Origin of the sequence: Enterobacter sp. ODB01, assembly GCF_001623605.1 — a bacterium.
In the GTDB taxonomy this organism is placed as follows: Bacteria; Pseudomonadota; Gammaproteobacteria; order Enterobacterales; family Enterobacteriaceae; genus Enterobacter; species Enterobacter kobei.
The window spans coordinates 1518030-1538954 of the sequence record NZ_CP015227.1 but is presented as its reverse complement, the minus strand read 5'-3'; the positions used below and the strand labels follow the sequence as shown (position 1 = coordinate 1538954).

The window sequence follows — 20925 nt, the reverse complement described above, 5'->3', positions numbered from 1 at the left end:
ACGTAACCGACGCCATGATGCGGGCAGAGAGGTCTACTGGTGATCTACAAATCTATTGCCGACAGATTGCGGCTGCGGCTGAATTCGTCGGACTACAACATCGGCAGCCCGCTACCGGGTGAGAAAGCGCTGGCGCAGGAGTTCGGCGTGGCGCGCATGACCATCCGCAAGGCGCTGGATCTGCTGGTGAGCTGGGGGCTGGTTGAGCGACGGCACGGCAGCGGCACGTTTGTCTCGCGTAAGGACGTTCACCACGAAACCACGAATCTGACCGGGCTGGTGGAGGTGCTGCGTCAGCAGGGAAAAGAGGTGCAGAGTAAAGTGTTGCAGTTTGAAGTGATGCCCGCGCCGCCCGCCATCGCCAGCCAGCTGCGGATTCAGGTCGATGAGCGGATCTACTTTTCCCGGCGGGTACGCTACGTGGACGGGAAGCCGCTGATGCTGGAGGACAGCTTTATGCCGGTGAAGCTGTTTCGCAACCTCTCGCTGGCGCATCTGGAAGGGTCAAAGTTTGATTACATCGAGAAAGAGTGCGGGATCACCATCAGCGGCAACTATGAGAGCCTGACGCCGGTGCTGGCAGATAAACAGCTGGCCGGTTACCTGAACCTGCCGGAACAGACGCCCCTGCTGCGAATCACGTCACTTTCCTACAGCGACAGCGGCGAGTTCCTCAATTATTCCGTGATGTTCCGTAATACCAGTGATTACCAGGTGGACTACCATCTGCGGCGCATCCACCCGGAAGTGCTGTTAGCTCATCCCCCAGAACAGCACCGCCAGTAGCTGCGGCGTGATGATGCGCAGGAACATTACCAGCGGGTAGACGGTGGCATAGGAGAGTGCCGCTGCACCGCTGGTGGTATGCAGGTTATTGGCAAACGCGAGCGCAGGGGGATCGGTCATGGAGCCCGCCAGCATGCCGCACAGCGTCAGGTAGTTCATTTTGGCGAACATCCGCGCCAGAATGCCTACCGTCAGCAACGGGATTGCCGTGATAAATATGCCGTAACCGACCCAGCTCATCCCTTCGCCCTTGATCAGGGTATCGACAAAATCCCCGCCGGATTTCAGGCCGACCACTGCCAGAAACAGCACGATGCCCAGCTCGCGCAGCGCCAGGTTGGCACTCGGCGGCATAAACCAGTAGAGCTTACCAATACAGCCGATGCGCCCGAGGATCAGCGCCATAATCAGCGGCCCGCCTGCCAGGCCCAGCTTAAGCGCCACCGGGAAGCCCGGCACGTACAGTGGAATGGAGCCCAGCAGCACGCCCAGGCCGATGCCGATAAACACCGGCAGCATCTGTACCTGCTGCAGTTTTTGCTGGGCGTTACCCACCATATCCGCCACCGCGTCAATTGACGACGGGCGGCCGACCAGGTTGAGGATATCCCCGAACTGCAGGCTGGCTTCCGGGCTGGCGACCAGTTCAACACCCGCGCGATTCAGACGGGAGATAACCACGTCATAGCGTTCTTTTACCTGCAGATCGCGTATTTTTTTGCCGAGAACATGCTCATTGGTCACCACAACGCGTTCCACCCGCATATCGGTGCCGCGCGTGGAGAGCGAGGTGTCCACTTCCTGACCAATGACCAGTCGCGCATTGTTTAAATCCCCGGGCTGGCCGACCAGATGTAGCAGATCGCCTTGCTGAATAACGGTGCCGGGCGCGGGCACCATCAGCATATCGTCACGCTTAAGGCGGGAGCAGATGATATTGGCGCTGTTCAGGATCGGCACGTCCTGAATCGCCATATTATTCAGGTTGGGATTATCGACGCGAATGTTGATGGTTTTGATGGGCATATGGCCGTTGGTCAGCGTGGTTTCGTGATCTTTGGCCTCTGATTCGACGTTAACGCGAAACAGTACGCGTACCAGCCACATGGAGAGCAGAATGCCACAGATGCCAAACGGATAGGCCATGGCGTAGCTCATCCCCATCTGGTCGACAATGCCGGGTTGAATCCCCAGATCGCGCAGGATTTGCTGGCCCGCACCGAGCGCCGGGGTGTTGGTGACCGCGCCGGAGAAAATGCCCAGAACCACAGGAAGGGGAATATCAAAGATTTTGTGCAGAATCGCGGTGACCAGCCCGCCCATGACCACAATGCCGAACGCAAAAAGATTGAGCCGTAGTCCGGAGACACGCAGGGAGGCAAAAAAGCCAGGGCCTACCTGAATCCCGATGGTATAAACGAACAGGATCAGGCCGAACTCCTGAACAAAGTGGAGCATTTCAGCGCTCAGAGCCAGCCCGAGCCGATCGGCAAAATGCCCGACAAAAATGCCGCCAAACAGCACGCCACCAATGCCAAACCCGACGCCGCGGATTTTGATATTGCCTATCCATAGTCCCACAACAGCGACCAGGGCCAACACGCTAACGGTTAACGCGATATCACTCATGATCCACTCCCTGCCCATAACCTTAGTTATATCAGGGATTCTCTCAGAGCCGTGGGGCGTTGTATGGGCGATGGCGCACAAAAAAGCCCTGCCGGGGCAGGGCCTTATGCGGTCTTTGAGCGGTGTCGGGTGGCGGCTACGCCTTACCCGACCTACAGGTTCGGCGGGCCTGTTAACTGTTCAACGCCGGCCGCTCGCTAATGGCGATACGCTGCGGCGCGATGGCTTCCGGCACGTTACGGGTCAGATCGATATGCAGTAGCCCGTTGGTAAAGGTCGCACCTGACACGTCCATATGGTCTGCCAGGGTAAAGCTCAGGCTAAACGGCTGATTAACCAGCCCCTGATGCAGCCATTGAGTCTCGGTCTCCTGTTTTTCCGGCGTCCCTTTCACGGTCAGACGGGTACCTTCAAGCTGGATGTCCAGATCCTCCTGGCGGAAACCGGCCAGCGCAAGGGTGATGCGATAGTGGTTATCGTCACTTTTTTCAATGTTATACGGCGGAAACGTCTGGTGCTCAGTCGTGCTTTGCAGGGCATTAGCCAGTTTGTCAAAACCAATCCACTGACGCAGCAGAGGGGATAAATCATAGTTACGCATACTAAATCTCCTTCTAAGAAGCGAGTTCGGCACAGTTTAATTTTGTGCGCAGTTGTTCCTGCAAATCCTGATGGATTCGCATATGCTCCCGTTACGGCAAGCAAGTCTGTGTGGGCCGCGCTTGCGACCCCCGTGATTAGTTAATTTCGATACGGCGCGGTTTTTTCTCTTCCGGAATCACGCGTTCCAGTTCGATAAACAGCAGGCCGTTAACCAGGTTCGCGCCCTTGACGTGAATGTTCTCGGCTAACTGGAACTTGCGTTCAAAGTTACGCTCGGCGATGCCCTGGTAGAGGTAGGTACGTTCTTTCTGCTCGGCCGTATGGGAACCTTTCACCACCAGCAGGTTGTCCTGCGCGGTGATCTCCAGTTCGTTTTCTGCAAAACCGGCAACGGCAATCGCGATGCGGTAGTGGTTTTCGTCAACCAGCTCGACATTGTATGGAGGGTAGCCATTGCTCTGGCTTTGGTTATTTTCTAAATGGTTAAACAGGCGGTCAAAACCAATTGCAGAACGGTATAGCGGAGAAAGATCGAAGTTACGCATAAATAAAACTCCTGAAATCAGCGAGAAATTATAGCCTTCCACCATGGACAGGCCTTTGTGCCCCCGAACGCCCATCAGGCGCGTTCGTTATCGGGTCACATTCTTAAAATGGGTCTGGAACCGGGCTTTTCAAGACTATTTATGTGAGATTTTTTTGCACTTTGCTGGTTGTCGCATAGACTCTGGGACAACAGCACAAAGGGTTAAATTGCGATGACTGCCACAGTGCGGGATTATCGAGCTATCCATTTCGGATAAGGCTCGCTATAACCCTGAGTTGCAGGTCTATGCAGTAACATTAACGATGACTGAGTGATGATGAAAAATGTTCTGATAAAGCTGACGACGTTCAGCGGGGTAGTTTTACTTTGCGGGTGTTCGAGCGTGATGTCTCACACCGGCGGTAAAGAAGGAACATATCCGGGGACGCGCGCCAGCGCGGCGATGATCTCCGATGACGATACCAACTGGGGCACCAAATCCCTGGTTATCCTGGATATGCCGTTTACGGCAGTAGCGGATACGCTTCTGCTGCCGTGGGATGTATTCCGTAAGGATGACTCCGTACGTTCACGGGTAGAGAAAAGCGAGCAGGAAAACCTGGCGACCAACGCCGTCATTCCGCCCGCCGAGATGCCTCCGCGCTAGTTCTGTGCGGTTTCCGTTATCCAAAGCTGACGGAAACCGCCCGTCTCTTCCATCCATGCAATAACGCGCCCGTTCGGGGAAAACACGACGGCATCCGCAGAAGGTGGATTGCCGTGATCGGACGTCAAAAACGTCACCTCTCCGGTCTGTGCGTCGCAGCACGCAATCCGATTTTCGAGCACAAATCCCAGCATCTTCCCGGACGGGTGCCAGTTGAACGCAGACTGGATATCGCGCTCAGCGTGGGTGAGCTGGCGCGGCTCGCCGCCCTCAGGCGAGATCAGCCACAGCTGCACAACGCCGTTATCATCACGCATCAGAAACGCGATTTGTGTCGCCTGCGGGTTACTGCGCACCCAGTGGCGCGGCACGTTCACCAGACCCGGATAGCGGTTGTGGTGCGTGAAGGTTAACCGACGCTGCATCACGCCCGCTGGCGGCGCAGGCAGCATTTCTGGCGTTCCCTGCAGCGGCGCATCACCCGCACGTTTCCAGCCCTGTTCATCTACTGGCAGGTTAACAATGAACAGTTCAGGCACTTTTTCGCCCTGTGCTGAGAGGGTATCGCCGATAAACGCCAGCCTGTCGTTGCCCACCCAGCCCTCTTCGTAGGCGCGATTGATTTCGTCGCTGCCCGGTTGTGGGTTAGGCGTCGTGCGGCTGACCAGCACGCTCCAGAAGGTTCCCGGATATTCACGCGGATGGTTCCCCTGTGGATTCACCGGGCCGAAAGGCGCCGCCACGCCAACGTTGCGTAAATCGAGCTTCGGATCGCGCATATGCATGACATGGTCGTTATAGGTAAAGCTGACCAACTGCCCGTTCGGGCTGAAGACATGTACGTGGCTGCCACCGCGCAGCGCGCCTGGAGTATAGGGTGCGGTGATATCCATCGCATCCAGATTGCTTACCTGACCGTGATGCGCAATCACCCCCTGGCGATGATGAAAATCGTAGCGCCAGTCCGCGTCCGGGTGTTTCGGGCCGTGGATAAAGACGTATTCATCCTGTGCCGGATGAACGGTCACCACGCCAACGTGCGCGCCGTCCGTAGCGCGATAAATCACCTCGACCTCGCCCGTGCCTACGTTAACTCGTTCGATGGTTTCACCGGTGAACGACGCCCCTGACGGACGCACGTCATAGACCAGCCACTGGCTGTCCGGCGTCCAGGTATTGATATTAGTAAGCTGGTGGTTGCGGGAAGCGAAGGTGATTTGTTTCATGAGGATACCCTGATGCGCAGTTATCGCATCAGGGTAAAACATCCGTGTGGATTAGCCTACTCGTTTCACATCACCTACCAGCAGTATGTAAGAAAGCGCGCCAATCAACGCCACGGCGGAGATGTAAACCAGCGCCGGGCCAAAACCGTAATCCTGGGCCAGATAACCAATGACCAGCGGCACGGTAATTCCACCCAGCCCGCCAACGAAGTTGAACACACCGCCGGTCAGACCGATCAGCCGCATCGGTGCCAGGGACGACACCAGCGACCAGGTAATCGATGCGAAACCATTACCAAAGAACGCCACTGCCATCAGGGTCATTATCCACACCGGATCGTTGGTATAGTTGGCACCCATGATGCAGGTGGAGATCAGCAATCCGCAGATAATCGGTGTTTTACGCGCTACCCCCAATGAGAACCCTTTTTTTACCAGCTTATCCGCCAGCCAGCCCGAGAGCAGGACACCGAAGAACGCGGCAAGGAACGGTACGGTGGTCATAAAGCCCGCCTTCAGCGCGGTGATCCCCTTCTCCTGCGTCAGGTAGTTTGGGAACCACGTCAGGAAGAACCACAGCGTGGACGTCACCGCAAATTGCCCCAGGTAAACCCCCACCAGCTTACGGTGGAAGACCAGCTTCCAGTCGGCTTTGGTCAGCGGCTGGCGCGCCTCTTTTTTCACGGGCGCATCACCATCCACCAGGCCGCCGCCGTCGCGGATATAGTCCAGCTCTGCTTTGCTGATGCTTTTGGTCAGGCGCGGCGGCTGATAGACCTTAATCCAGATAAACGACCAGATGATGCCGATCCCACCGGTAACAATAAACACCCAGTGCCAACTCAGCAGTTCCTGGATCCAGATTAACAATGGCGTCAGGAATGCCAGACCAACAAACTGCCCGGAGGTGTAAAAGCCCACCGCGGAGGCACGTTCGTGTTCCGGGAACCAGCTGGTCACCATGCGGTTATTGGTCGGGAACGCGGGTGCTTCAAATATCCCGGTGATGGCACGCAGACCGATCAGCGACATTAGTCCGGTCGCGAAGCCCTGGAACAAGGTCGCCACGGACCAGCCAAAAATAGCGATAAAATAAGTCAGACGTGAACCCACGCGGTCAAGGAACCAGCCGCCCGGGATCTGGCAAAGCGTATAGAGCCAGGCAAACGCCGAGAAGACATAACCCATTTCCGCTTTAGTGATACCAAACTCTTCCTGAATATGGGCCGATGCCACGGCAAGGTTGGCGCGGTCAACATAACAAATGACCACGGTAATAAAGATCATCAACAGCGTCAGGTAACGGCGACGCCCGGTTTTTGCAGCAGTAACTGGAATATCCATCGCAATCTGTCTCCAGATTTTGGGCATAGCGAAGCCGCTCACCATGCCCTGTAGTTTCAGAGGGTGTAATTATTTTTTTATTTAAAAACGTAGCCAGAATGCGCTAAATAATTCGTGCTGGGGGAAGGCGGCAAGTTTTCGCATCCCCGGGAGCATACAAAAGTATGTGACCGGGGTAAGAAAGCGCAGCCAACGCCTCACCAGCGCGAAGTATGACGCGCATTTACCACTCGGCGACGGAACCGTCTTCATGCCGCCATAACGGGTTACGCCAGTCCGGCGCATGTTTACTCAGCTCAATAACTTTGGCTTCGTCAATTTCAACGCCCAGACCCGGTTTCGTTAACGGTTTAAAGAATCCGCCTTCCATGCTGAAGTCTTCTTTGTTTTTCACAAAATCGAGCAGCTCCGCGCCTTTGTTATAGTGAATCCCCATGCTTTGTTCCTGGAACACGGCATTGCGGGAGACAAAATCGACATGCAGGCAGGCCGCCAGCGCGATTGGTCCGAGCGGACAGTGCGGAGCCAGCGCCACGTCGTAGGCTTCTGCCATGCCGGCAATTTTGTAGCATTCGGTGATACCGCCCGCGTGGGAGAGATCCGGCTGCAGGATCGCAATGCCGCCCGCTTCGAGCACCCGTTTAAATTCAAAGCGTGAGAACATCCGTTCGCCCGCCGCGATAGGAATGTGCGTCTGTTCAGCCAGCTTCGGATAGTATTCGGCCTGCTCGGCCAGCACCGGCTCTTCGATAAACAGCGGGCGATATGGTTCCAGTTCTTTAATGAGCACCTTCGCCATCGGCGCGCTGACACGCCCATGAAAATCCAGACCGAACTCAATCTCGTTGCCGAAGGCTTCACGGATTTGCGCCACGGTATTTACCGCCCGGTCTACCGCGCGCGAGTTGTCGATGACGCCCATCTCTTCGCAGCCGTTGAGCTTGAAGGTGTCAAAACCGATGTTGCGCAGCTGTGTAATGCCGTCGATCACTTCCGCAGGGCGGTCGCCTCCGACCCAGCTATAGGCTTTGATTTTGTCGCGCACCAGGCCACCCATCAGTTGCCAGACCGGGGCGTTCAGCACTTTACCTTTGATATCCCATAGCGCCTGGTCGATACCGGCGATAGCGCTCATGAGAATCGGACCACCGCGGTAGAAACCCGCGCGATACATCACCTGCCAGAGGTCGTTAATGCGTGCCGGATCCTGCCCAATCAGATATTCTCCCAGCTCATGCACTGCAGCTTCAACGGTGCGGGCTCGCCCTTCAATCACCGGCTCGCCCCAGCCCACAACACCTTCGTCGGTTTCGATTTTCAGGAACATCCAGCGCGGGGGTAAACGGTACGTGGTGAGTTTGGTTATTTTCATTTCACTGCCTCTCGATACGCTTTCACAAATGCTGCCGCCTGCTGTGCGGTACGTTCAACGGGCTGTCCGGCGCGATAAAGATCGCTGCCCAGCCCCGCGCCCACACAGCCAGCGCTTATCCACTGGCCCAGGTTTTCTGGCGTAACGCCACCCACGGCAAAGACCGGCACGCTGGCGGGCAATACCGCCTTCAGCGCTTTGATGTAATCCGGACCAAAAGCCGAGGACGGGAAAATTTTCAGCGATTGCGCGCCCGCGTCGAGGGCAGTAAACGCTTCTGTGGCCGTCGCGCATCCCGGACAAACGGTCATGCCGTAACCCACTGCACGGCGGATCACCTCAGGATGGATGTTCGGGGTGACGATGAGCTTGCAGCCCATCTTTGCCAGCTGGTCCACCTGCTCCGGTTGTAAGACGGTCCCCGCGCCAATCAGCGCTTTATCACCAAACGCATCCACCACGGCCGGAATGCTCTTTTCCCATTGTGGGGAGTTGAGCGGAATCTCCACCGCGTCGAACCCGGCGTCTATAACTGCGCCGACGTGCGCTAACGCCTCATCGGGCGTGATACCGCGCAAAATCGCGATAAGGGGAAGGTCAGTTTGCCACTGCATGAGCGATGCTCCTTATTCCTGCCTGAAATGCCGTGTCGCCGGGTACCGTTGAAACGGTAAGCCCAACAGCGCGGAACGCCTGTTCGTAGCGTGACGTTAGCGATGCGCCTGCGACAATCGTGATGGCCTGCTCGTGCGCGATGAAGTCACGCATGCTGGCGACCTCAGCGCCAATCAGCAGGCCCGAGAGAAATTCACTGACCTGCTCGCGCGGGAGATCGCCCAGCACGTGCGAGGCGCGAACCTCAAAAAGTTGCGGCAAAACGACAGGACAGGCGTTCCCACGCGCCAAACCAGCAGCAAACGCCTCTGGCGAGGATTTTTGCTCCGGCAAACCAGCCCCCACCAGCGAATGGTTGAGCAGCAAATGATGCAGCTCGCCGGTCATCACGGTGCGAAAGTCGTGAATTTGCTCAGCATCCGCCTGGACCCACTTGCAGTGCGTTCCGGGCATAACGTAGACAGAAGAAGGAGATAGCGTGCGCGCGCCAAGGAGCTGCGTCTCTTCGCCGCGCATCACGTTGTGGTTATCGTCGCGAGAAACGCACAAACCGGGAATAATCCAGATATTGTCGCCTACGGACGTTAAACGATCGCCAATAGCAGAGAAATGGGCGGGAACAGGCAAATAAGGCGCGGTTTTCCAGCCTACGTGACTGCCTACCATACCCGCCATGACTACCGGCGTGGCGCTATCGCGCCAGTTTTGCGTCACTTCTGCTAACACCGCCTCAGGGGATTTACCGTTCAGGCGCGTTACGCCTGCTTCTGATTGCCTGCTCTCCAGGCACTGCTCGTCCTGGTACAGCCAGGCGCGCAGATTGGTCGAACCCCAGTCAATTGCGATGTAGCGAGATGTCATGTGATTTCCTTCAACCTTCGTGTCGAGCTGGCAATCATGGTAAGTGCCGCCTGCTCTGCCGCATCGCCATCCTGATGCCGTATCGCATCAAACAGCGCTTTATGTTCCTGGAGCGTTTTTGGCATGTTGGCCTCATCGCCCATCCAGGTACGTTCAAATACTGCTCGCTGTAGCGAGCTGATCGCCACGCTAAGCTGCTGTAATACCGGGTTATGTACCGACTGCAACACCGCTTCGTGATAGCGAATATCAGCCTCATTGAACGCTTCCCGGTTCTGGTTATTGGCAATCATGTCGTTTAAAGCCGACTCGATTTGTGCCAGGTCGCCGGACGTTGCCCGTTCCGCTGCCCAACGTGCGATTGCCGGTTCCACCAGATTTCGGACTTCACTCATCGCGCCGATAAGCCGCGGGTCGTAATCGTTTTCCAGTACCCACTGCAATACGTCGGTATCGAGGTAGTTCCACTGGTTGCGCGGGGCAACAAACGCGCCGCGATACCGTTTCATTTCAATCAGACGCTTCGCCATCAGCGAGCGGAACACTTCCCGGATGATGTTGCGCGAAGTTTCAAATTCCTCACACAGTTCAGCCTCTGCTGGCAGTGGCGAACCGGGAACATATTTGCCCCCGACAATCTGGGTGCCCAGCGTAATGACGATGCGATCGGTTTTATTGAGAGTCATGGAGAGTCCTTGTGCTCTTTGTGTACATGACTACTTTACCGCGACCGCCGAATTTCACCTCACTTTTGCAGTACAAACGTGAGGGAGTTCGTCTTTGCCATGGCTGTAATGTAGTACAATCATTCAATGTTGTACTACAATCGAGATCACAAAAAGAACAATTCAATAAATTCAGCGCAAAAAAAAGCCCCGGTTGATAACCGAGGCCGATGAATGCAAACAGGCGTTACTGCAGCACAAACTTCTCGATGGCGTAAGCCACACCGTCTTCCAGATTGGATTTGGTGACGAAGTTAGCCACGTCTTTCACCGACGGGATCGCGTTATCCATCGCGACGCCCATCCCCGCAAATTCAATCATCGCGATGTCGTTTTCCTGGTCGCCCAGCGCCATGATTTCCTCAGGTTTAATACCCAGCGCGTCAGCCAGTGATTTTACGCCCGTGCCTTTATTGACGCGTTTATCGAGAATTTCGAGGAAGTACGGCGCGCTTTTCAACACGGTGTACTTCTCTTTGACCTCTGCCGGAATACGCGCGATGGCTTTATCCAGGATCTCCGGCTCGTCGATCATCATCACTTTCAGGAACTGCGTCGCCGGGTCCATTTTCTCGGCTTCACAGAAGACCAGCGGAATGGTCGCAACGTAAGATTCATGTACCGTGTAGTAGCTGATATCGCGGTTGGCGGTGTAGAGCGTATTGCGATCGAGCGCGTGGAAGTGAGAGCCCACTTCACGGGAAAGTTTTTCCAGGAACAGATAGTCGTCGTAGCTCAGTGCCGTTTGCGCAACCGTGCTGCCATCTGCGGCTTTCTGCACCAGCGCGCCGTTATAGGTGATGCAGTAATCGCCCGGCTGGTTCATGTGCAGCTCTTTCAGGTAACTGTGCACGCCCGCATACGGACGCCCGGTGGTCAGTACCACATTCACGCCCTTCGCGCGTGCGGCAGCGATCGCGTTTTTAACGGCAGGAGAGATAGTGTGGTCTGGCAGCAGCAGCGTGCCATCCATGTCGATTGCAATGAGTTTGATAGCCATGAGTTCCCCGGGATAAATGAGTGCTGTCTCATGCTAACGCGATTAAGCACACAAAAATAGAGCTACATTGCGCAACAGAAGTGCCCCTTTTACCCGCATCCCGGGGAATAATGCCTTACTCGCGGGTCAGGACAATTTTGCCAAACGCACCGCGATCCAGGTGTTTAAGCGCCTGTTCGAGTTCATCAAAGCGGTAGCGATGCTCGATCACAGGTTTCAGTCCCGTCACATCCACAGCGCGGACGAAATCTTCCAGCGCCCGGCGATGTCCGACGCCAATCCCCTGAATGACCGGAGATTTCAGCAACAGTTCGCCAGCGGACAGCGAAATCTCACTTCCGGCCAGCACGCCAATAACAGAAATACGCCCGTGAACGGCAACGGCACGCAGGGAATGCTTCAGGTTCTCTCCCCCCACGGTTTCGATAATATGGTCGATGCCGCGATCCTGCGTGAGCGCCAGGGTATTTTCAGCCCAGTCGCCTTTCAGCCGGTTGATGCCCTGGCTGGCGCCCAGTTTTTTGGCCAGCGCCAGTTTTTCATCGCTCCCCGAGGTGACAAATACCTCTGCGCCGTGCGCTTTTGCGATCTGCAGGGCGAATATCGCCACGCCGCCCGTCCCCTGCACCAGTACCGATTGCCCGGCACGTAACTGACCGCGCTCCACCAGCGCGAACCAGGCGGTAAGCCCTGCGCAGGGCAGCGTGCTGGCTTCTGCATCGTCCAGAGTGTCCGGGGCGGCCACCAGCGCGTCTTCCTTCACAATCACATACTCGGCCAGCATTCCCTGGAAATAGCCGCCGGAGGTTTTATAGGGCAAATTGCGCGCGTCCGCCTGCGGCCTGCCGTCGATCCACTCCGGGAAGAAAGTGGAAATGACGCGAGCGCCGGGTTTGAAACGTGTTACGCCTTCGCCCGTGCTGTCCACCACGCCCGCCATGTCAGACGCAGGGGTAAACGGGAAGGCAAGCGGAATCGGCATCGTGCCTTCAATAACCATTTTATCGCGATAGTTAAGTGCAACGGCATTAACTCGTACGCGCACTTCACCCGGGCCAGGCGTTTGAACAGGTTCCTGAATGAGTCTGAGGTTCTCGCGCCCGAGGTCATTCATGGACCAGCGTTGCATTGTCTCTGTCATAATTTACTCCTGCCATCAATTAATCTTCAGTTCTGACAGTCTACCGTTGACTTAATCTCTCCAGTGGCGATAAGTTTTCTCTTTATTGACGCCACAAAAGATACAATTCATGAGCGATACGCTGAAGGATATCCCTGTTTTTGTCGCCGCCGTGGAGGCGGGAAGTTTTGCTCAGGCCGCCATGCGTCTGCATTTGTCACGCTCGGCGGTAGGAAAAAGCATCGCTCGCCTTGAACAGCGTCTTGGCGTTCGTCTGTTTCAGCGCACCACCCGTAGCCTGAAGCTGACCGATAACGGCGCACTTTTTTATGAACGCTGCCTGCGCGCGCTGGAGGAGATTCGGGGCGCAGAATCGTTGCTTGAGTCCGGGAAACAGCAGATCCGTGGCCGCCTGCGCGTCGCCATGCCGGTTCTGTTTGGCCGCCAGTGCGTTGCCCCTTTGCTGATAGAACTGGCGCAGGAGCACCCCGGTCTTGAACTGGAAATGTCTTTCAGCGACCGCGTGGTGGATCTCGTGGAGGAAGGATTCGATATGGCGGTACGTAACGGCACGCTACAGGACAGTAGCATGCTGGTCGCCAGAAGGCTGGGGGAGCACCGGATGGTGCTGTGCGCCGCGCCGGATTACCTGCTGGAGAGGGGCCAGCCACAAAGCGTTGCGGATTTAGCACACCATGCAGCCATTAACTATCTGCGCGCAGGCAGAGTTTTGCCCTGGGAGCTGATGGATAACGAAGGGACGTCGCACACCTTTACTCCCCGCTCCTCACTCAACATGGACGACTTGCAGGCTATCTGCGATGCGGCGCTGGCCGGATACGGCATTGCGTGGCTGCCCTGCTGGATGGCCAGCAGAGAAATTCATCAGGGAAAACTCATCCCGCTGTTAAAGCAGGCACCGGAAGTGCGCTTCGACGTTCATGCAGTCTGGCAAAAGACGCCACATCTGCCACTGAGAGTCAGAATTGCCGTCGATATGCTCGCCAGCCGTTTACCGTCAGTGCTGTCGCTGGATTTGTCTGCGGCCATAAAAAAGCCGCGCTAAATGCGCGGCCTCAGTAAAGCAATCTCACTACGATTAAATATCGATATTCGCCGCTTTCAGCGCGTTCTCTTCGATGAAGGCACGGCGTGGTTCAACCGCATCGCCCATCAACGTCGTGAACAGCTGGTCGGCTGCAATCGCATCTTTCACGGTGACGCGCAGCATACGACGGCTTTCTGGATCCATGGTGGTTTCCCACAGCTGATCCGGGTTCATTTCACCCAGACCTTTATAACGCTGAATAGAAAGACCGCGACGGGACTCTTTCACCAGCCAGTCCAGCGCCTGCTCGAAGCTGGCTACCGGCTGACGACGTTCGCCACGTTCGATAAACGCATCGTCTTCGATCAGACCGCGCAGCTTCTCGCCGAGGGTGCAGATACGACGATATTCCGGACCGGTCACGAATTCATGCTCCAGCGGGTAGTCGGTGTCGACGCCGTGGGTGCGCACGCGAACAATCGGCTCGAACTGCTGGGCCGCGTTCTGCTGAACGTCAAATTTCCACTGGCTACCGTGCTGCTCTTTCTCGTTCAGCTCGCTCACCAGGGTGTTCACCCAGCGGGTAACTGCCTGTTCGTCGCTCAGTTCGGCTTCAGTCAGGGTTGGCTGATAGATCAGCTCCTTCAGCAGCGCTTTCGGATAACGACGCTCCATACGACCAATCATTTTCTGAGTGGCGTTGAACTCAGAAACCAGACGCTCCAGCGGCTCGCCGGCCAGTGCAGGGGCATGAGAGTTCGCGTGCAGGGTTGCACCGTCAAGCGCGATCGCGATTTGGTACTGATCCATCGCATCGTCATCTTTAATGTACTGTTCCTGCTTGCCTTTCTTCACTTTGTACAGCGGTGGCTGTGCAATGTAGACGTGGCCACGTTCAACGATTTCCGGCATCTGACGATAGAAGAAGGTCAACAGCAGCGTACGGATGTGCGAGCCGTCGACGTCCGCATCGGTCATGATGATGATGCTGTGATAACGCAGTTTGTCCGGGTTGTACTCGTCACGCCCAATGCCGCAGCCCAGCGCGGTGATAAGCGTCGCTACTTCCTGAGAAGAGAGCATTTTGTCGAAGCGCGCCTTCTCAACGTTGAGGATTTTACCCTTCAACGGCAGGATTGCCTGGTTCTTACGGTTACGGCCCTGCTTCGCAGAACCGCCCGCGGAGTCCCCTTCCACAAGGTACAGTTCAGAGAGCGCCGGGTCGCGTTCCTGGCAGTCAGCCAGCTTGCCTGGCAGACCCGCTAAGTCCAGAGCGCCTTTACGACGGGTCATTTCACGGGCTTTACGCGCAGCTTCACGAGCACGTGCCGCGTCAATAATTTTGCCGACAACGATTTTCGCGTCAGACGGGTTTTCCAGCAGGTATTCGCTAAGCAGTTCGTTCATCTGCTGTTCAACCGCCGATTTCACCTCAGAAGAGACCAGCTTATCTTTGGTCTGTGATGAGAACTTCGGATCCGGCACTTTCACGGAGACAACGGCAATCAAACCTTCACGGGCATCGTCGCCGGTGGCGCTGACTTTCGCTTTTTTGCTGTAGCCTTCTTTGTCCATGTAGGCGTTCAGGGTACGGGTCATCGCCGCGCGGAAGCCCGCCAGGTGGGTACCGCCGTCACGCTGTGGAATGTTGTTGGTGAAGCAGTAGATGTTTTCCTGGAAACCATCGTTCCACTGCAACGCCACTTCAACGCCGATACCGTCTTTTTCTGTGGAGAAGTAGAAGATATTCGGGTGAATTGGCGTTTTATTCTTATTCAGATACTCAACGAACGCCTTGATCCCGCCTTCGTAGTGGAAGTGGTCTTCTTTGTTGTCACGCTTGTCGCGCAGACGAATCGACACACCGGAGTTCAGGAACGACAGTTCACGCAGGCGTTTCGCCAGGATGTCATACTCGAATTCGGTGACGTTGGTGAAGGTTTCGAGGCTCGGCCAGAAACGCACCATGGTACCGGTTTTGTCGGTGTCGCCAGTGACGGCCAGCGGTGCCTGCGGCACGCCGTGCGTATAAAGCTGACGGTGAATTTTGCCTTCACGCTGGATAACCAGCTCCAGCTTCTGCGACAGGGCGTTAACCACGGAGACGCCTACGCCGTGCAGGCCGCCGGAAACTTTATAGGAGTTATCGTCAAACTTACCGCCTGCGTGCAGAACGGTCATGATCACTTCCGCAGCAGAGACGCCCTCTTCCGGGTGAATACCGGTTGGGATGCCACGGCCATCATCAGTGACGGAGACGGAGTTGTCCGCATGGATGGTGACCACGATGTCTTTACAGTGACCCGCGAGCGCTTCGTCGATAGCGTTATCTACCACCTCGAATACCATGTGGTGCAGACCGGTGCCGTCATCCGTGTCGCCGATATACATACCCGGGCGCTTACGCACCGCATCCAGCCCTTTCAGGACTTTGATACTGGAGGAGTCATAAGAATTCGACATCAACGTTTCTCGCTCATTTCAACTTGGGTTAATCCGTTATTTTACCCTTTTCCACGGTAAACATCTTCGAATTTTCGTCCGACATGTCCATAACGTGTTCAGCGCTAATCGCGCTGACGAAAACCTGCGACTGCGTGGCTTTTAAGCGGCTGGCAAGCAGCCCGCGCCGCGCGTCGTCAAGTTCCGAGGCAAAATCATCTATCAGGTACAGGCAGCGTCGCCCGCTCTCGCGAGTGAGGAACTCTCCCTGCGCCAGGCGCAGTGCGCACATCAGGAGCTTGAGTTGCCCGCGCGACAATGTGTCTTCCACCGGCGCACCGTCGGCACGAATGCGGAAATCCGCCTTGTGCGGGCCGTGCGCGGTGTAGGTCAGCATGCGGTCGCGCTCGAAGTTTCTCTCTAACACCTCGGCATAATCCGTCTCTTTCTCCCAGCCGCGCTGGAAGGAGAAGGTGAGAGAGAACTCGGGTAAAAACTGTTTGCAGGTGTCGGCCATGTCTTCGGCGATACCTGCGCTGTATTCGGCACGCCAGCGGCTGATCTGTTCCGCGAGAGGGATAAGCTCCAAATCCCACGGGCGCAGCTGGGCGTAACGGGTGACCTGGCGCAACGCGGCGTTACGCTGCTTGAGCAGGCGCTTCAGGTTGCTCCAGGCGTTAAAGAAACCGGCTTCGTTGTGAAAGCATCCCCAGTCGAGGAATGCTCTTCTGTATTTGGGGCCGCCGTTGAGTAAAGTAAACCCCTCGGGCGTAATCAGCTGCATCGGCATGAGCAGCGCCAGCTCCGCCACCTTGTGGCCGTCGGTGCCGTCGATGCGTACCTTGCTGTCGCCCTGCTTGTCTTTGGTCAGGCCAATGGCGGTTTCTCGCTCCGCCCCCTGCAAACGCCCATGCAGAACAAAAGATTCCTGCTCGTGGCGAATGACGCGGCCAATCTGCAAACTGCGAAACGCCCGACCATGGCCGAGCGTATAGATGGCTTCCAGCACGCTGGTTTTGCCACTGCCGTTTGCGCCAACCAGGAAGTTAAAGCCAGGGGAGAGAGCGAGATCCGCGCTTTCGATGTTGCGAAAGTCGCGGATCAACAGACGGGTGAGCGACATTACAGTCTCATTGGCATAACAACATAAGCCGCGCTTTGGCTGGCAGCATCTTCAATCTGTACGCTCGATACGGAGTCGGTCAGCAGAATGCGCACGTTCTCGCATTTCAGCGCGTTCAACACGTCCAGCACATAGCTGACGTTGAAGCCGATTTCCATCTCGGTTCCGGCGTAGGTGACGTCCAGAATCTCTTCTGCCTCTTCCTGCTCCGGGTTATTGGCGGTGATTTTGATCTGGTTTTCACTCACGTACAGACGCACGCCGCGAAATTTCTCGTTAGAGAGAATGGCGGCACGGGCAAACGCCTGCTTGAGGCTATCGCAGCCCGCTTCCAGTGTCTTGTCCGGGTTCTTCGGCAATACGCGGCGATAATCCGGGAAACGGCCGTCAACCAGCTTCGAAGTGAAGACAAAATCGCCCACATGCGCGCGGATGTTATTGCTGCCAATCTGCACGCGCAGCGGCGTATCGCCACCGTCGAGCATACGCATCAGCTCAATCACCCCTTTACGCGGCACGATCACCGAATGGTTTGGCAGCGAGTCGCCAATCGGCATAGAACAGACCGCCAGACGGTGGCCGTCGGTCGCTACGGTACGCAGCTCTTCGCCTTCGGTTTCGAACAGCATGCCGTTTAAGTAGTAACGAACGTCCTGATGCGCCATGGAGAACTGCGTGGCTTCAATCAAACGCTTCATCGTCGCCTGCGGCAGGGTGAATTCAACTTCACTCTGCCAGTCGTCCAGGTTCGGGAAGTCTGCAGCAGGCAGCGTGGAGAGCGAAAAACGGCTGCGGCCAGAGCGCACCAGCATACGGTCGCCTTCCAGCTGCACGGCAATTTCAGCGCCTTCCGGCAGCCCACGGCAGATATCAAAGAATTTACGTGCCGGAACCGTGGTCGCGCCCGCGTCGTGCGGCTGCGTCAGCGTAACGCGCGCGATCATTTCCATTTCCAGATCTGTACCGGTCAGCGACAGCGTACCGTCCGCGACCTGAAGCAGCAGGTTTCCGAGAATAGGCAGCGTTGGGCGGCCACCTAATGGGCCACTCACCTGTTGCAGCGGTTTTAATAAATGTTCACGTTCAACGGTAAATTTCATAGCGTCACGATGATAGTGTTCTGATTAAATTGGAGAAATCTTCTTTTATGTCGTGGCTTTCTTCGCGTAACTGCTCAATCTTGCGGCACGCATGCAGCACGGTCGTATGGTCACGGCCACCAAACGCATCGCCGATTTCCGGCAGACTGTGGTTGGTTAACTCCTTTGCCAGCGCCATCGCCATCTGACGCGGACGCGCCACCGAGCGGGAACGACGTTTAGACAATAAATCTGCCACTTTGATCTTGTAGTACTCGGCCACCGTCTTTTGAATATTGTCGATAGTGACCAGTTTTTCCTGCAATGCCAGCAGATCACGCAACGCTTCTCGCACAAAATCGATGGTGATCGCACGACCGGTAAAGTTGGCATTGGCGATCACGCGGTTCAGTGCTCCTTCCAGCTCACGCACATTGGAACGAAGACGCTTGGCAATAAAGAACGCCACTTCACCCGGCAGGCGAATGTCGTTCTCATCGGCTTTTTTCATCAGGATCGCGACGCGGGTTTCCAGCTCCGGCGGCTCGATCGCCACGGTCAGGCCCCAGCCGAAGCGGGATTTCAGACGATCTTCAACGCCGTTGATCTCTTTAGGATAACGATCCGAGGTCAGAATGATCTGCTGATTACCTTCCAGCAGGGCGTTGAAGGTGTGGAAAAATTCTTCCTGCGATCGTTCTTTATTGGCAAAGAACTGGATGTCATCGATCAGCAGCGCATCAACGGAGCGGTAGTAGCGTTTAAACTCTTCGATCGCATTGTTTTGCAGGGCTTTTACCATGTCCTGAACGAAGCGCTCGGAGTGCATATACACCACTTTCGCATTCGGCTTGCGGGCCATAATGCCGTTACCCACCGCGTGCAGCAGGTGCGTTTTACCCAGACCCGTGCCGCCATACAGGAACAGCGGGTTGTAGGCGCCTCCGGGGTTATCAGCAACCTGACGAGCCGCCGCGCGCGCCAGCTGGTTCGACTTACCTTCAACGAAGTTATCGAACGTGTGCTTCACGTTAACGTTGGAGCGGTAGGTTGGCTCTGCCGGTGCAGGCACGTTATCCCAGCCCTGACGAGCAGGTGCAACGCGAGGGGCTGGCGCAGGAGCGGCCTGAGCTGGCGCTGCGACATTCACGGTTTCACGAACGGTTTGGGTGACGGGCCTGGTGCCCACTTCAAAACGCAGCTGCGGGACATCTGACCCGCAGAAATCGTTCAGCAGGCCATTGATGTTATTAAGGTACTTGTCTCTTACCCAATCGAGCACAAAACGGTTTGGCGCATACAAAGCCAGCGTGTTATCGCTCAGCTCCGCCTGCAACGGGCGGATCCACATACTGAATTCTGTGGCTGGTAACTCATCCTGCAATCGGGCAAGACACTGCTGCCAAAGCGAAAGTGACACGGCGGACTCCACTCGAACAATAAAAGAAAACTATTGAATATTCATGATTGTTGGCGCACATCGACATGACCCTGTGCAAAGGGTGACGTGCGAATTGCTATCTGCAATTTAATCCTGACCAGGATCCTGGGATCCCGATCGGGACCGCGGATCATAGCCTAAACTGAGCCAGAGATCTTCTGTTTCTCACAGATTCTTCCCGATTTATCCACAGGAAGATCCGAAACCGGGTAAGTGTAAACGATCCTGGCGCGAGTGCCTCGCGATTTAGCCCGCATATTGGAAAATTTAATGAGCAACGACAATTTATTGCTTAAATGATCTAACGAAGATCCGGGACGATCCTTGCGCTTTGTTGCCGAGCCCGTATAATCCTCGACCCGGCGCGTGATGCTCATCTTCCTGCGTCGTCCGTTGCTCATTTTCCACGCGAAATCGTGCGGAAATACGCGGGAAATAAGGAAAGAGAATTGACTCCGGAGTGTACAATTATTACAATCCGGCCTCTTTAATCACCCACGCTGAGGCGTTAGTCGTTCGAAACTCGTTCGGGTATACGCAAAAGTCAGTGAATTTATTCAAGTTTAGGTAGAAATCGCCATGAAACGCACTTTTCAACCGTCTGTACTGAAGCGCAACCGTTCTCACGGCTTCCGTGCTCGTATGGCTACTAAAAATGGTCGTCAGGTTCTGGCACGTCGTCGTGCTAAAGGCCGCGCTCGTCTGACCGTTTCCAAGTAATAAAGCTAACCCCTGAGTGGTTAAGCTCGCATTTCCCAGGGAGTTACGTTTGTTAACTCCCACTCATTTCACTTTCGTCTTCCAGCAGCCACAACGGGCTGGCACGCCGCAAATCACCATCCTCGGCCGCCAAAATTCGCTGGGGCATCCCCGCATCGGTCTCACAGTCGCCAAGAAAAACGTTAAGCGCGCGCATGAACGCAATCGGATTAAACGTCTGACGCGTGAAAGCTTCCGTTTACGTCAGCACGAACTGCCTTCTATGGATTTCGTGGTGGTGGCTAAAAAGGGGGTTGCCGACCTCGATAACCGTGCTCTCTCGGAAGCGTTGGAAAAATTATGGCGCCGCCACTGTCGCCTGGCTCACGGGTCCTGATAGCCCTCATTCGGGTCTATCAACGCCTGATTAGTCCGCTACTCGGGCCGCACTGCCGTTTCACACCAACATGCTCAAGCTACGGAATTGAGGCATTGCGCAGGTTTGGAGTGATAAAAGGCAGTTGGTTGACGGTGAAACGCGTATTAAAATGCCACCCTTTACACCCCGGTGGAGACGACCCCGTCCCCCCAGGACCTTTTGATACCAGAGAACACTAAC

At 55.8% G+C, this 20925-nt stretch carries 21 protein-coding genes and 1 other annotated feature; of the genes, 6 read left to right on the top strand and 15 right to left on the bottom strand.

Annotation, left to right across the window (positions count from 1 at the left end; genetic code table 11):
• The first annotated feature begins 39 nt into the window (after nucleotides 1-39).
• A complete protein-coding gene (locus tag A4308_RS07335) occupies nucleotides 40-786 on the top strand; it encodes a GntR family transcriptional regulator (RefSeq protein ID WP_045281354.1) in 747 nt (248 codons plus the stop codon).
• On the opposite strand, the gene A4308_RS07330 is transcribed toward A4308_RS07335, so the two are convergent.
• The 3 genes from A4308_RS07330 to ibpA all read right to left on the bottom strand — a co-directional run bounded on the left by A4308_RS07330 (nucleotide 754) and on the right by ibpA (nucleotide 3563).
• Complete coding sequence (locus A4308_RS07330; protein WP_063308487.1) at nucleotides 754-2415, bottom strand: putative transporter; 1662 nt, start codon at nucleotides 2413-2415, stop codon at nucleotides 754-756. The genes A4308_RS07335 and A4308_RS07330 overlap by 33 nt on opposite strands.
• Nucleotides 2416-2587: 172 nt before the next feature.
• Entirely contained in the window at nucleotides 2588-3016 is a 429-nt protein-coding gene (ibpB, locus tag A4308_RS07325; RefSeq protein ID WP_014881915.1) for a small heat shock chaperone IbpB, read from the bottom strand.
• A gap of 136 nt (nucleotides 3017-3152) precedes the next feature.
• Nucleotides 3153-3563, bottom strand: a complete 411-nt coding sequence (ibpA, locus tag A4308_RS07320) for a small heat shock chaperone IbpA (protein ID WP_008500162.1) — start codon at nucleotides 3561-3563, stop codon at nucleotides 3153-3155.
• Nucleotides 3557-3628 (bottom strand) — a sequence feature (ROSE (Repression Of Heat Shock gene Expression) occurs in the 5'-region of heat shock genes and acts as an RNA thermometer to modulate expression.). Its footprint overlaps the gene before it by 7 nt.
• Before the next feature lie 250 nt (nucleotides 3629-3878).
• Here ibpA and A4308_RS07315 point away from each other — a divergent pair.
• Nucleotides 3879-4211: a YceK/YidQ family lipoprotein gene (locus tag A4308_RS07315; protein WP_014881914.1), complete on the top strand. Its 333-nt coding sequence runs from the start codon at nucleotides 3879-3881 to the stop codon at nucleotides 4209-4211.
• Here the strand turns inward: A4308_RS07315 and A4308_RS07310 are convergent.
• The 8 genes from A4308_RS07310 to A4308_RS07275 form a co-directional block, all read right to left on the bottom strand.
• Nucleotides 4208-5437 (bottom strand): DUF3748 domain-containing protein, encoded by a 1230-nt coding sequence (locus tag A4308_RS07310; RefSeq protein WP_023331672.1) that lies wholly within the window; start codon nucleotides 5435-5437, stop codon nucleotides 4208-4210. The two genes, A4308_RS07315 and A4308_RS07310, sit on opposite strands and share 4 nt — an antisense overlap.
• Before the next feature lie 51 nt (nucleotides 5438-5488).
• On the bottom strand, nucleotides 5489-6826 hold the full coding sequence (locus A4308_RS07305) for an MFS transporter (RefSeq protein WP_045269315.1): 1338 nt from the start codon (nucleotides 6824-6826) through the stop codon (nucleotides 5489-5491).
• A gap of 178 nt (nucleotides 6827-7004) precedes the next feature.
• Nucleotides 7005-8153, bottom strand: a complete 1149-nt coding sequence (gene dgoD / locus A4308_RS07300) for a galactonate dehydratase (protein WP_024907394.1) — start codon at nucleotides 8151-8153, stop codon at nucleotides 7005-7007.
• The gene (locus A4308_RS07295) at nucleotides 8150-8767 is read right to left on the bottom strand and encodes a 2-dehydro-3-deoxy-6-phosphogalactonate aldolase (RefSeq protein WP_032635239.1); all 618 of its coding nucleotides are present in this window, start codon (nucleotides 8765-8767) and stop codon (nucleotides 8150-8152) included. Before A4308_RS07295 ends, dgoD begins: the two co-directional genes overlap by 4 nt.
• Nucleotides 8751-9629, bottom strand: a complete 879-nt coding sequence (locus A4308_RS07290) for a 2-dehydro-3-deoxygalactonokinase (protein ID WP_045134496.1) — start codon at nucleotides 9627-9629, stop codon at nucleotides 8751-8753. The genes A4308_RS07295 and A4308_RS07290 overlap by 17 nt, the downstream gene beginning before the upstream one ends.
• Nucleotides 9626-10315, bottom strand: a complete 690-nt coding sequence (gene dgoR / locus A4308_RS07285; RefSeq protein ID WP_003861109.1) for a D-galactonate utilization transcriptional regulator DgoR — start codon at nucleotides 10313-10315, stop codon at nucleotides 9626-9628. The genes A4308_RS07290 and dgoR overlap by 4 nt, the downstream gene beginning before the upstream one ends.
• Nucleotides 10316-10541: 226 nt before the next feature.
• Nucleotides 10542-11354: a sugar-phosphatase gene (gene yidA / locus A4308_RS07280; RefSeq protein WP_014881907.1), complete on the bottom strand. Its 813-nt coding sequence runs from the start codon at nucleotides 11352-11354 to the stop codon at nucleotides 10542-10544.
• A gap of 115 nt (nucleotides 11355-11469) precedes the next feature.
• Nucleotides 11470-12495 carry a zinc-dependent alcohol dehydrogenase family protein gene (locus A4308_RS07275; protein ID WP_045281358.1) on the bottom strand — a complete coding sequence of 342 codons (1026 nt, stop codon included), beginning with the start codon at nucleotides 12493-12495 and terminating at the stop codon, nucleotides 11470-11472.
• A 109-nt stretch (nucleotides 12496-12604) separates the two neighbouring features.
• Here A4308_RS07275 and A4308_RS07270 point away from each other — a divergent pair, with 109 nt between their 5' ends.
• Nucleotides 12605-13540 carry a LysR family transcriptional regulator gene (locus A4308_RS07270; protein WP_045281359.1) on the top strand — a complete coding sequence of 312 codons (936 nt, stop codon included), beginning with the start codon at nucleotides 12605-12607 and terminating at the stop codon, nucleotides 13538-13540.
• 33 nt (nucleotides 13541-13573) lie between these two features.
• Here A4308_RS07270 and gyrB read toward each other — a convergent pair whose 3' ends face one another.
• Genes gyrB through dnaA form a run of 4 tightly spaced genes read right to left on the bottom strand, consistent with a single transcriptional unit; the run spans nucleotide 13574 to nucleotide 19586 of the window.
• Nucleotides 13574-15985: a DNA topoisomerase (ATP-hydrolyzing) subunit B gene (gyrB, locus tag A4308_RS07265; RefSeq protein ID WP_014881904.1), complete on the bottom strand. Its 2412-nt coding sequence runs from the start codon at nucleotides 15983-15985 to the stop codon at nucleotides 13574-13576.
• Nucleotides 15986-16013: 28 nt separating this feature from the next.
• Nucleotides 16014-17087, bottom strand: coding sequence for a DNA replication/repair protein RecF (gene recF, locus A4308_RS07260; RefSeq protein ID WP_014881903.1), 1074 nt, complete (start codon nucleotides 17085-17087; stop codon nucleotides 16014-16016).
• Nucleotides 17087-18187, bottom strand: a complete 1101-nt coding sequence (dnaN, locus tag A4308_RS07255; protein ID WP_010426557.1) for a DNA polymerase III subunit beta — start codon at nucleotides 18185-18187, stop codon at nucleotides 17087-17089. Before dnaN ends, recF begins: the two co-directional genes overlap by 1 nt.
• 4 nt (nucleotides 18188-18191) lie before the next feature.
• Entirely contained in the window at nucleotides 18192-19586 is a 1395-nt protein-coding gene (gene dnaA / locus A4308_RS07250) for a chromosomal replication initiator protein DnaA (RefSeq protein WP_014881902.1), read from the bottom strand.
• Nucleotides 19587-20186: 600 nt separating this feature from the next.
• Here dnaA and rpmH point away from each other — a divergent pair.
• From rpmH to yidD, 3 genes are read left to right on the top strand one after another with little or no spacing between them, the layout of a single operon-like run.
• Entirely contained in the window at nucleotides 20187-20327 is a 141-nt protein-coding gene (gene rpmH, locus A4308_RS07245; protein WP_000831330.1) for a 50S ribosomal protein L34, read from the top strand.
• Nucleotides 20328-20343: 16 nt separating this feature from the next.
• Nucleotides 20344-20703, top strand: coding sequence for a ribonuclease P protein component (gene rnpA, locus A4308_RS07240; protein ID WP_014072458.1), 360 nt, complete (start codon nucleotides 20344-20346; stop codon nucleotides 20701-20703).
• Nucleotides 20667-20924, top strand: a complete 258-nt coding sequence (yidD, locus tag A4308_RS21690) for a membrane protein insertion efficiency factor YidD (RefSeq protein WP_001307474.1) — start codon at nucleotides 20667-20669, stop codon at nucleotides 20922-20924. Before rnpA ends, yidD begins: the two co-directional genes overlap by 37 nt.
• Nucleotide 20925 lies beyond the last annotated feature (1 nt).

Excerpts from the sequence above, each read along its gene's own strand:
- gyrB (WP_014881904.1), bottom strand. The coding sequence starts at position 15,985 with ATGTCGAATTCTTATGACTCCTCCAGTATCAAAGTCCTGAAAGGGCTG.
- A4308_RS07310 (WP_023331672.1), bottom strand. The coding sequence starts at position 5,437 with ATGAAACAAATCACCTTCGCTTCCCGCAACCACCAGCTTACTAATATC.
- dgoR (WP_003861109.1), bottom strand. The coding sequence starts at position 10,315 with ATGACTCTCAATAAAACCGATCGCATCGTCATTACGCTGGGCACCCAG.
- yidA (WP_014881907.1), bottom strand. The coding sequence starts at position 11,354 with ATGGCTATCAAACTCATTGCAATCGACATGGATGGCACGCTGCTGCTG.
- A4308_RS07305 (WP_045269315.1), bottom strand. The coding sequence starts at position 6,826 with ATGGTGAGCGGCTTCGCTATGCCCAAAATCTGGAGACAGATTGCGATG.
- A4308_RS07270 (WP_045281359.1), top strand. The coding sequence starts at position 12,605 with ATGAGCGATACGCTGAAGGATATCCCTGTTTTTGTCGCCGCCGTGGAG.
- A4308_RS07315 (WP_014881914.1), top strand. The coding sequence starts at position 3,879 with ATGATGAAAAATGTTCTGATAAAGCTGACGACGTTCAGCGGGGTAGTT.
- ibpB (WP_014881915.1), bottom strand. The coding sequence starts at position 3,016 with ATGCGTAACTATGATTTATCCCCTCTGCTGCGTCAGTGGATTGGTTTT.
- dgoD (WP_024907394.1), bottom strand. The coding sequence starts at position 8,153 with ATGAAAATAACCAAACTCACCACGTACCGTTTACCCCCGCGCTGGATG.
- recF (WP_014881903.1), bottom strand. The coding sequence starts at position 17,087 with ATGTCGCTCACCCGTCTGTTGATCCGCGACTTTCGCAACATCGAAAGC.
- dnaN (WP_010426557.1), bottom strand. The coding sequence starts at position 18,187 with ATGAAATTTACCGTTGAACGTGAACATTTATTAAAACCGCTGCAACAG.
- A4308_RS07330 (WP_063308487.1), bottom strand. The coding sequence starts at position 2,415 with ATGAGTGATATCGCGTTAACCGTTAGCGTGTTGGCCCTGGTCGCTGTT.
- yidD (WP_001307474.1), top strand. The coding sequence starts at position 20,667 with ATGGCGCCGCCACTGTCGCCTGGCTCACGGGTCCTGATAGCCCTCATT.
- A4308_RS07295 (WP_032635239.1), bottom strand. The coding sequence starts at position 8,767 with ATGCAGTGGCAAACTGACCTTCCCCTTATCGCGATTTTGCGCGGTATC.
- A4308_RS07290 (WP_045134496.1), bottom strand. The coding sequence starts at position 9,629 with ATGACATCTCGCTACATCGCAATTGACTGGGGTTCGACCAATCTGCGC.
- rpmH (WP_000831330.1), top strand. The coding sequence starts at position 20,187 with ATGAAACGCACTTTTCAACCGTCTGTACTGAAGCGCAACCGTTCTCAC.
- A4308_RS07275 (WP_045281358.1), bottom strand. The coding sequence starts at position 12,495 with ATGACAGAGACAATGCAACGCTGGTCCATGAATGACCTCGGGCGCGAG.
- ibpA (WP_008500162.1), bottom strand. The coding sequence starts at position 3,563 with ATGCGTAACTTCGATCTTTCTCCGCTATACCGTTCTGCAATTGGTTTT.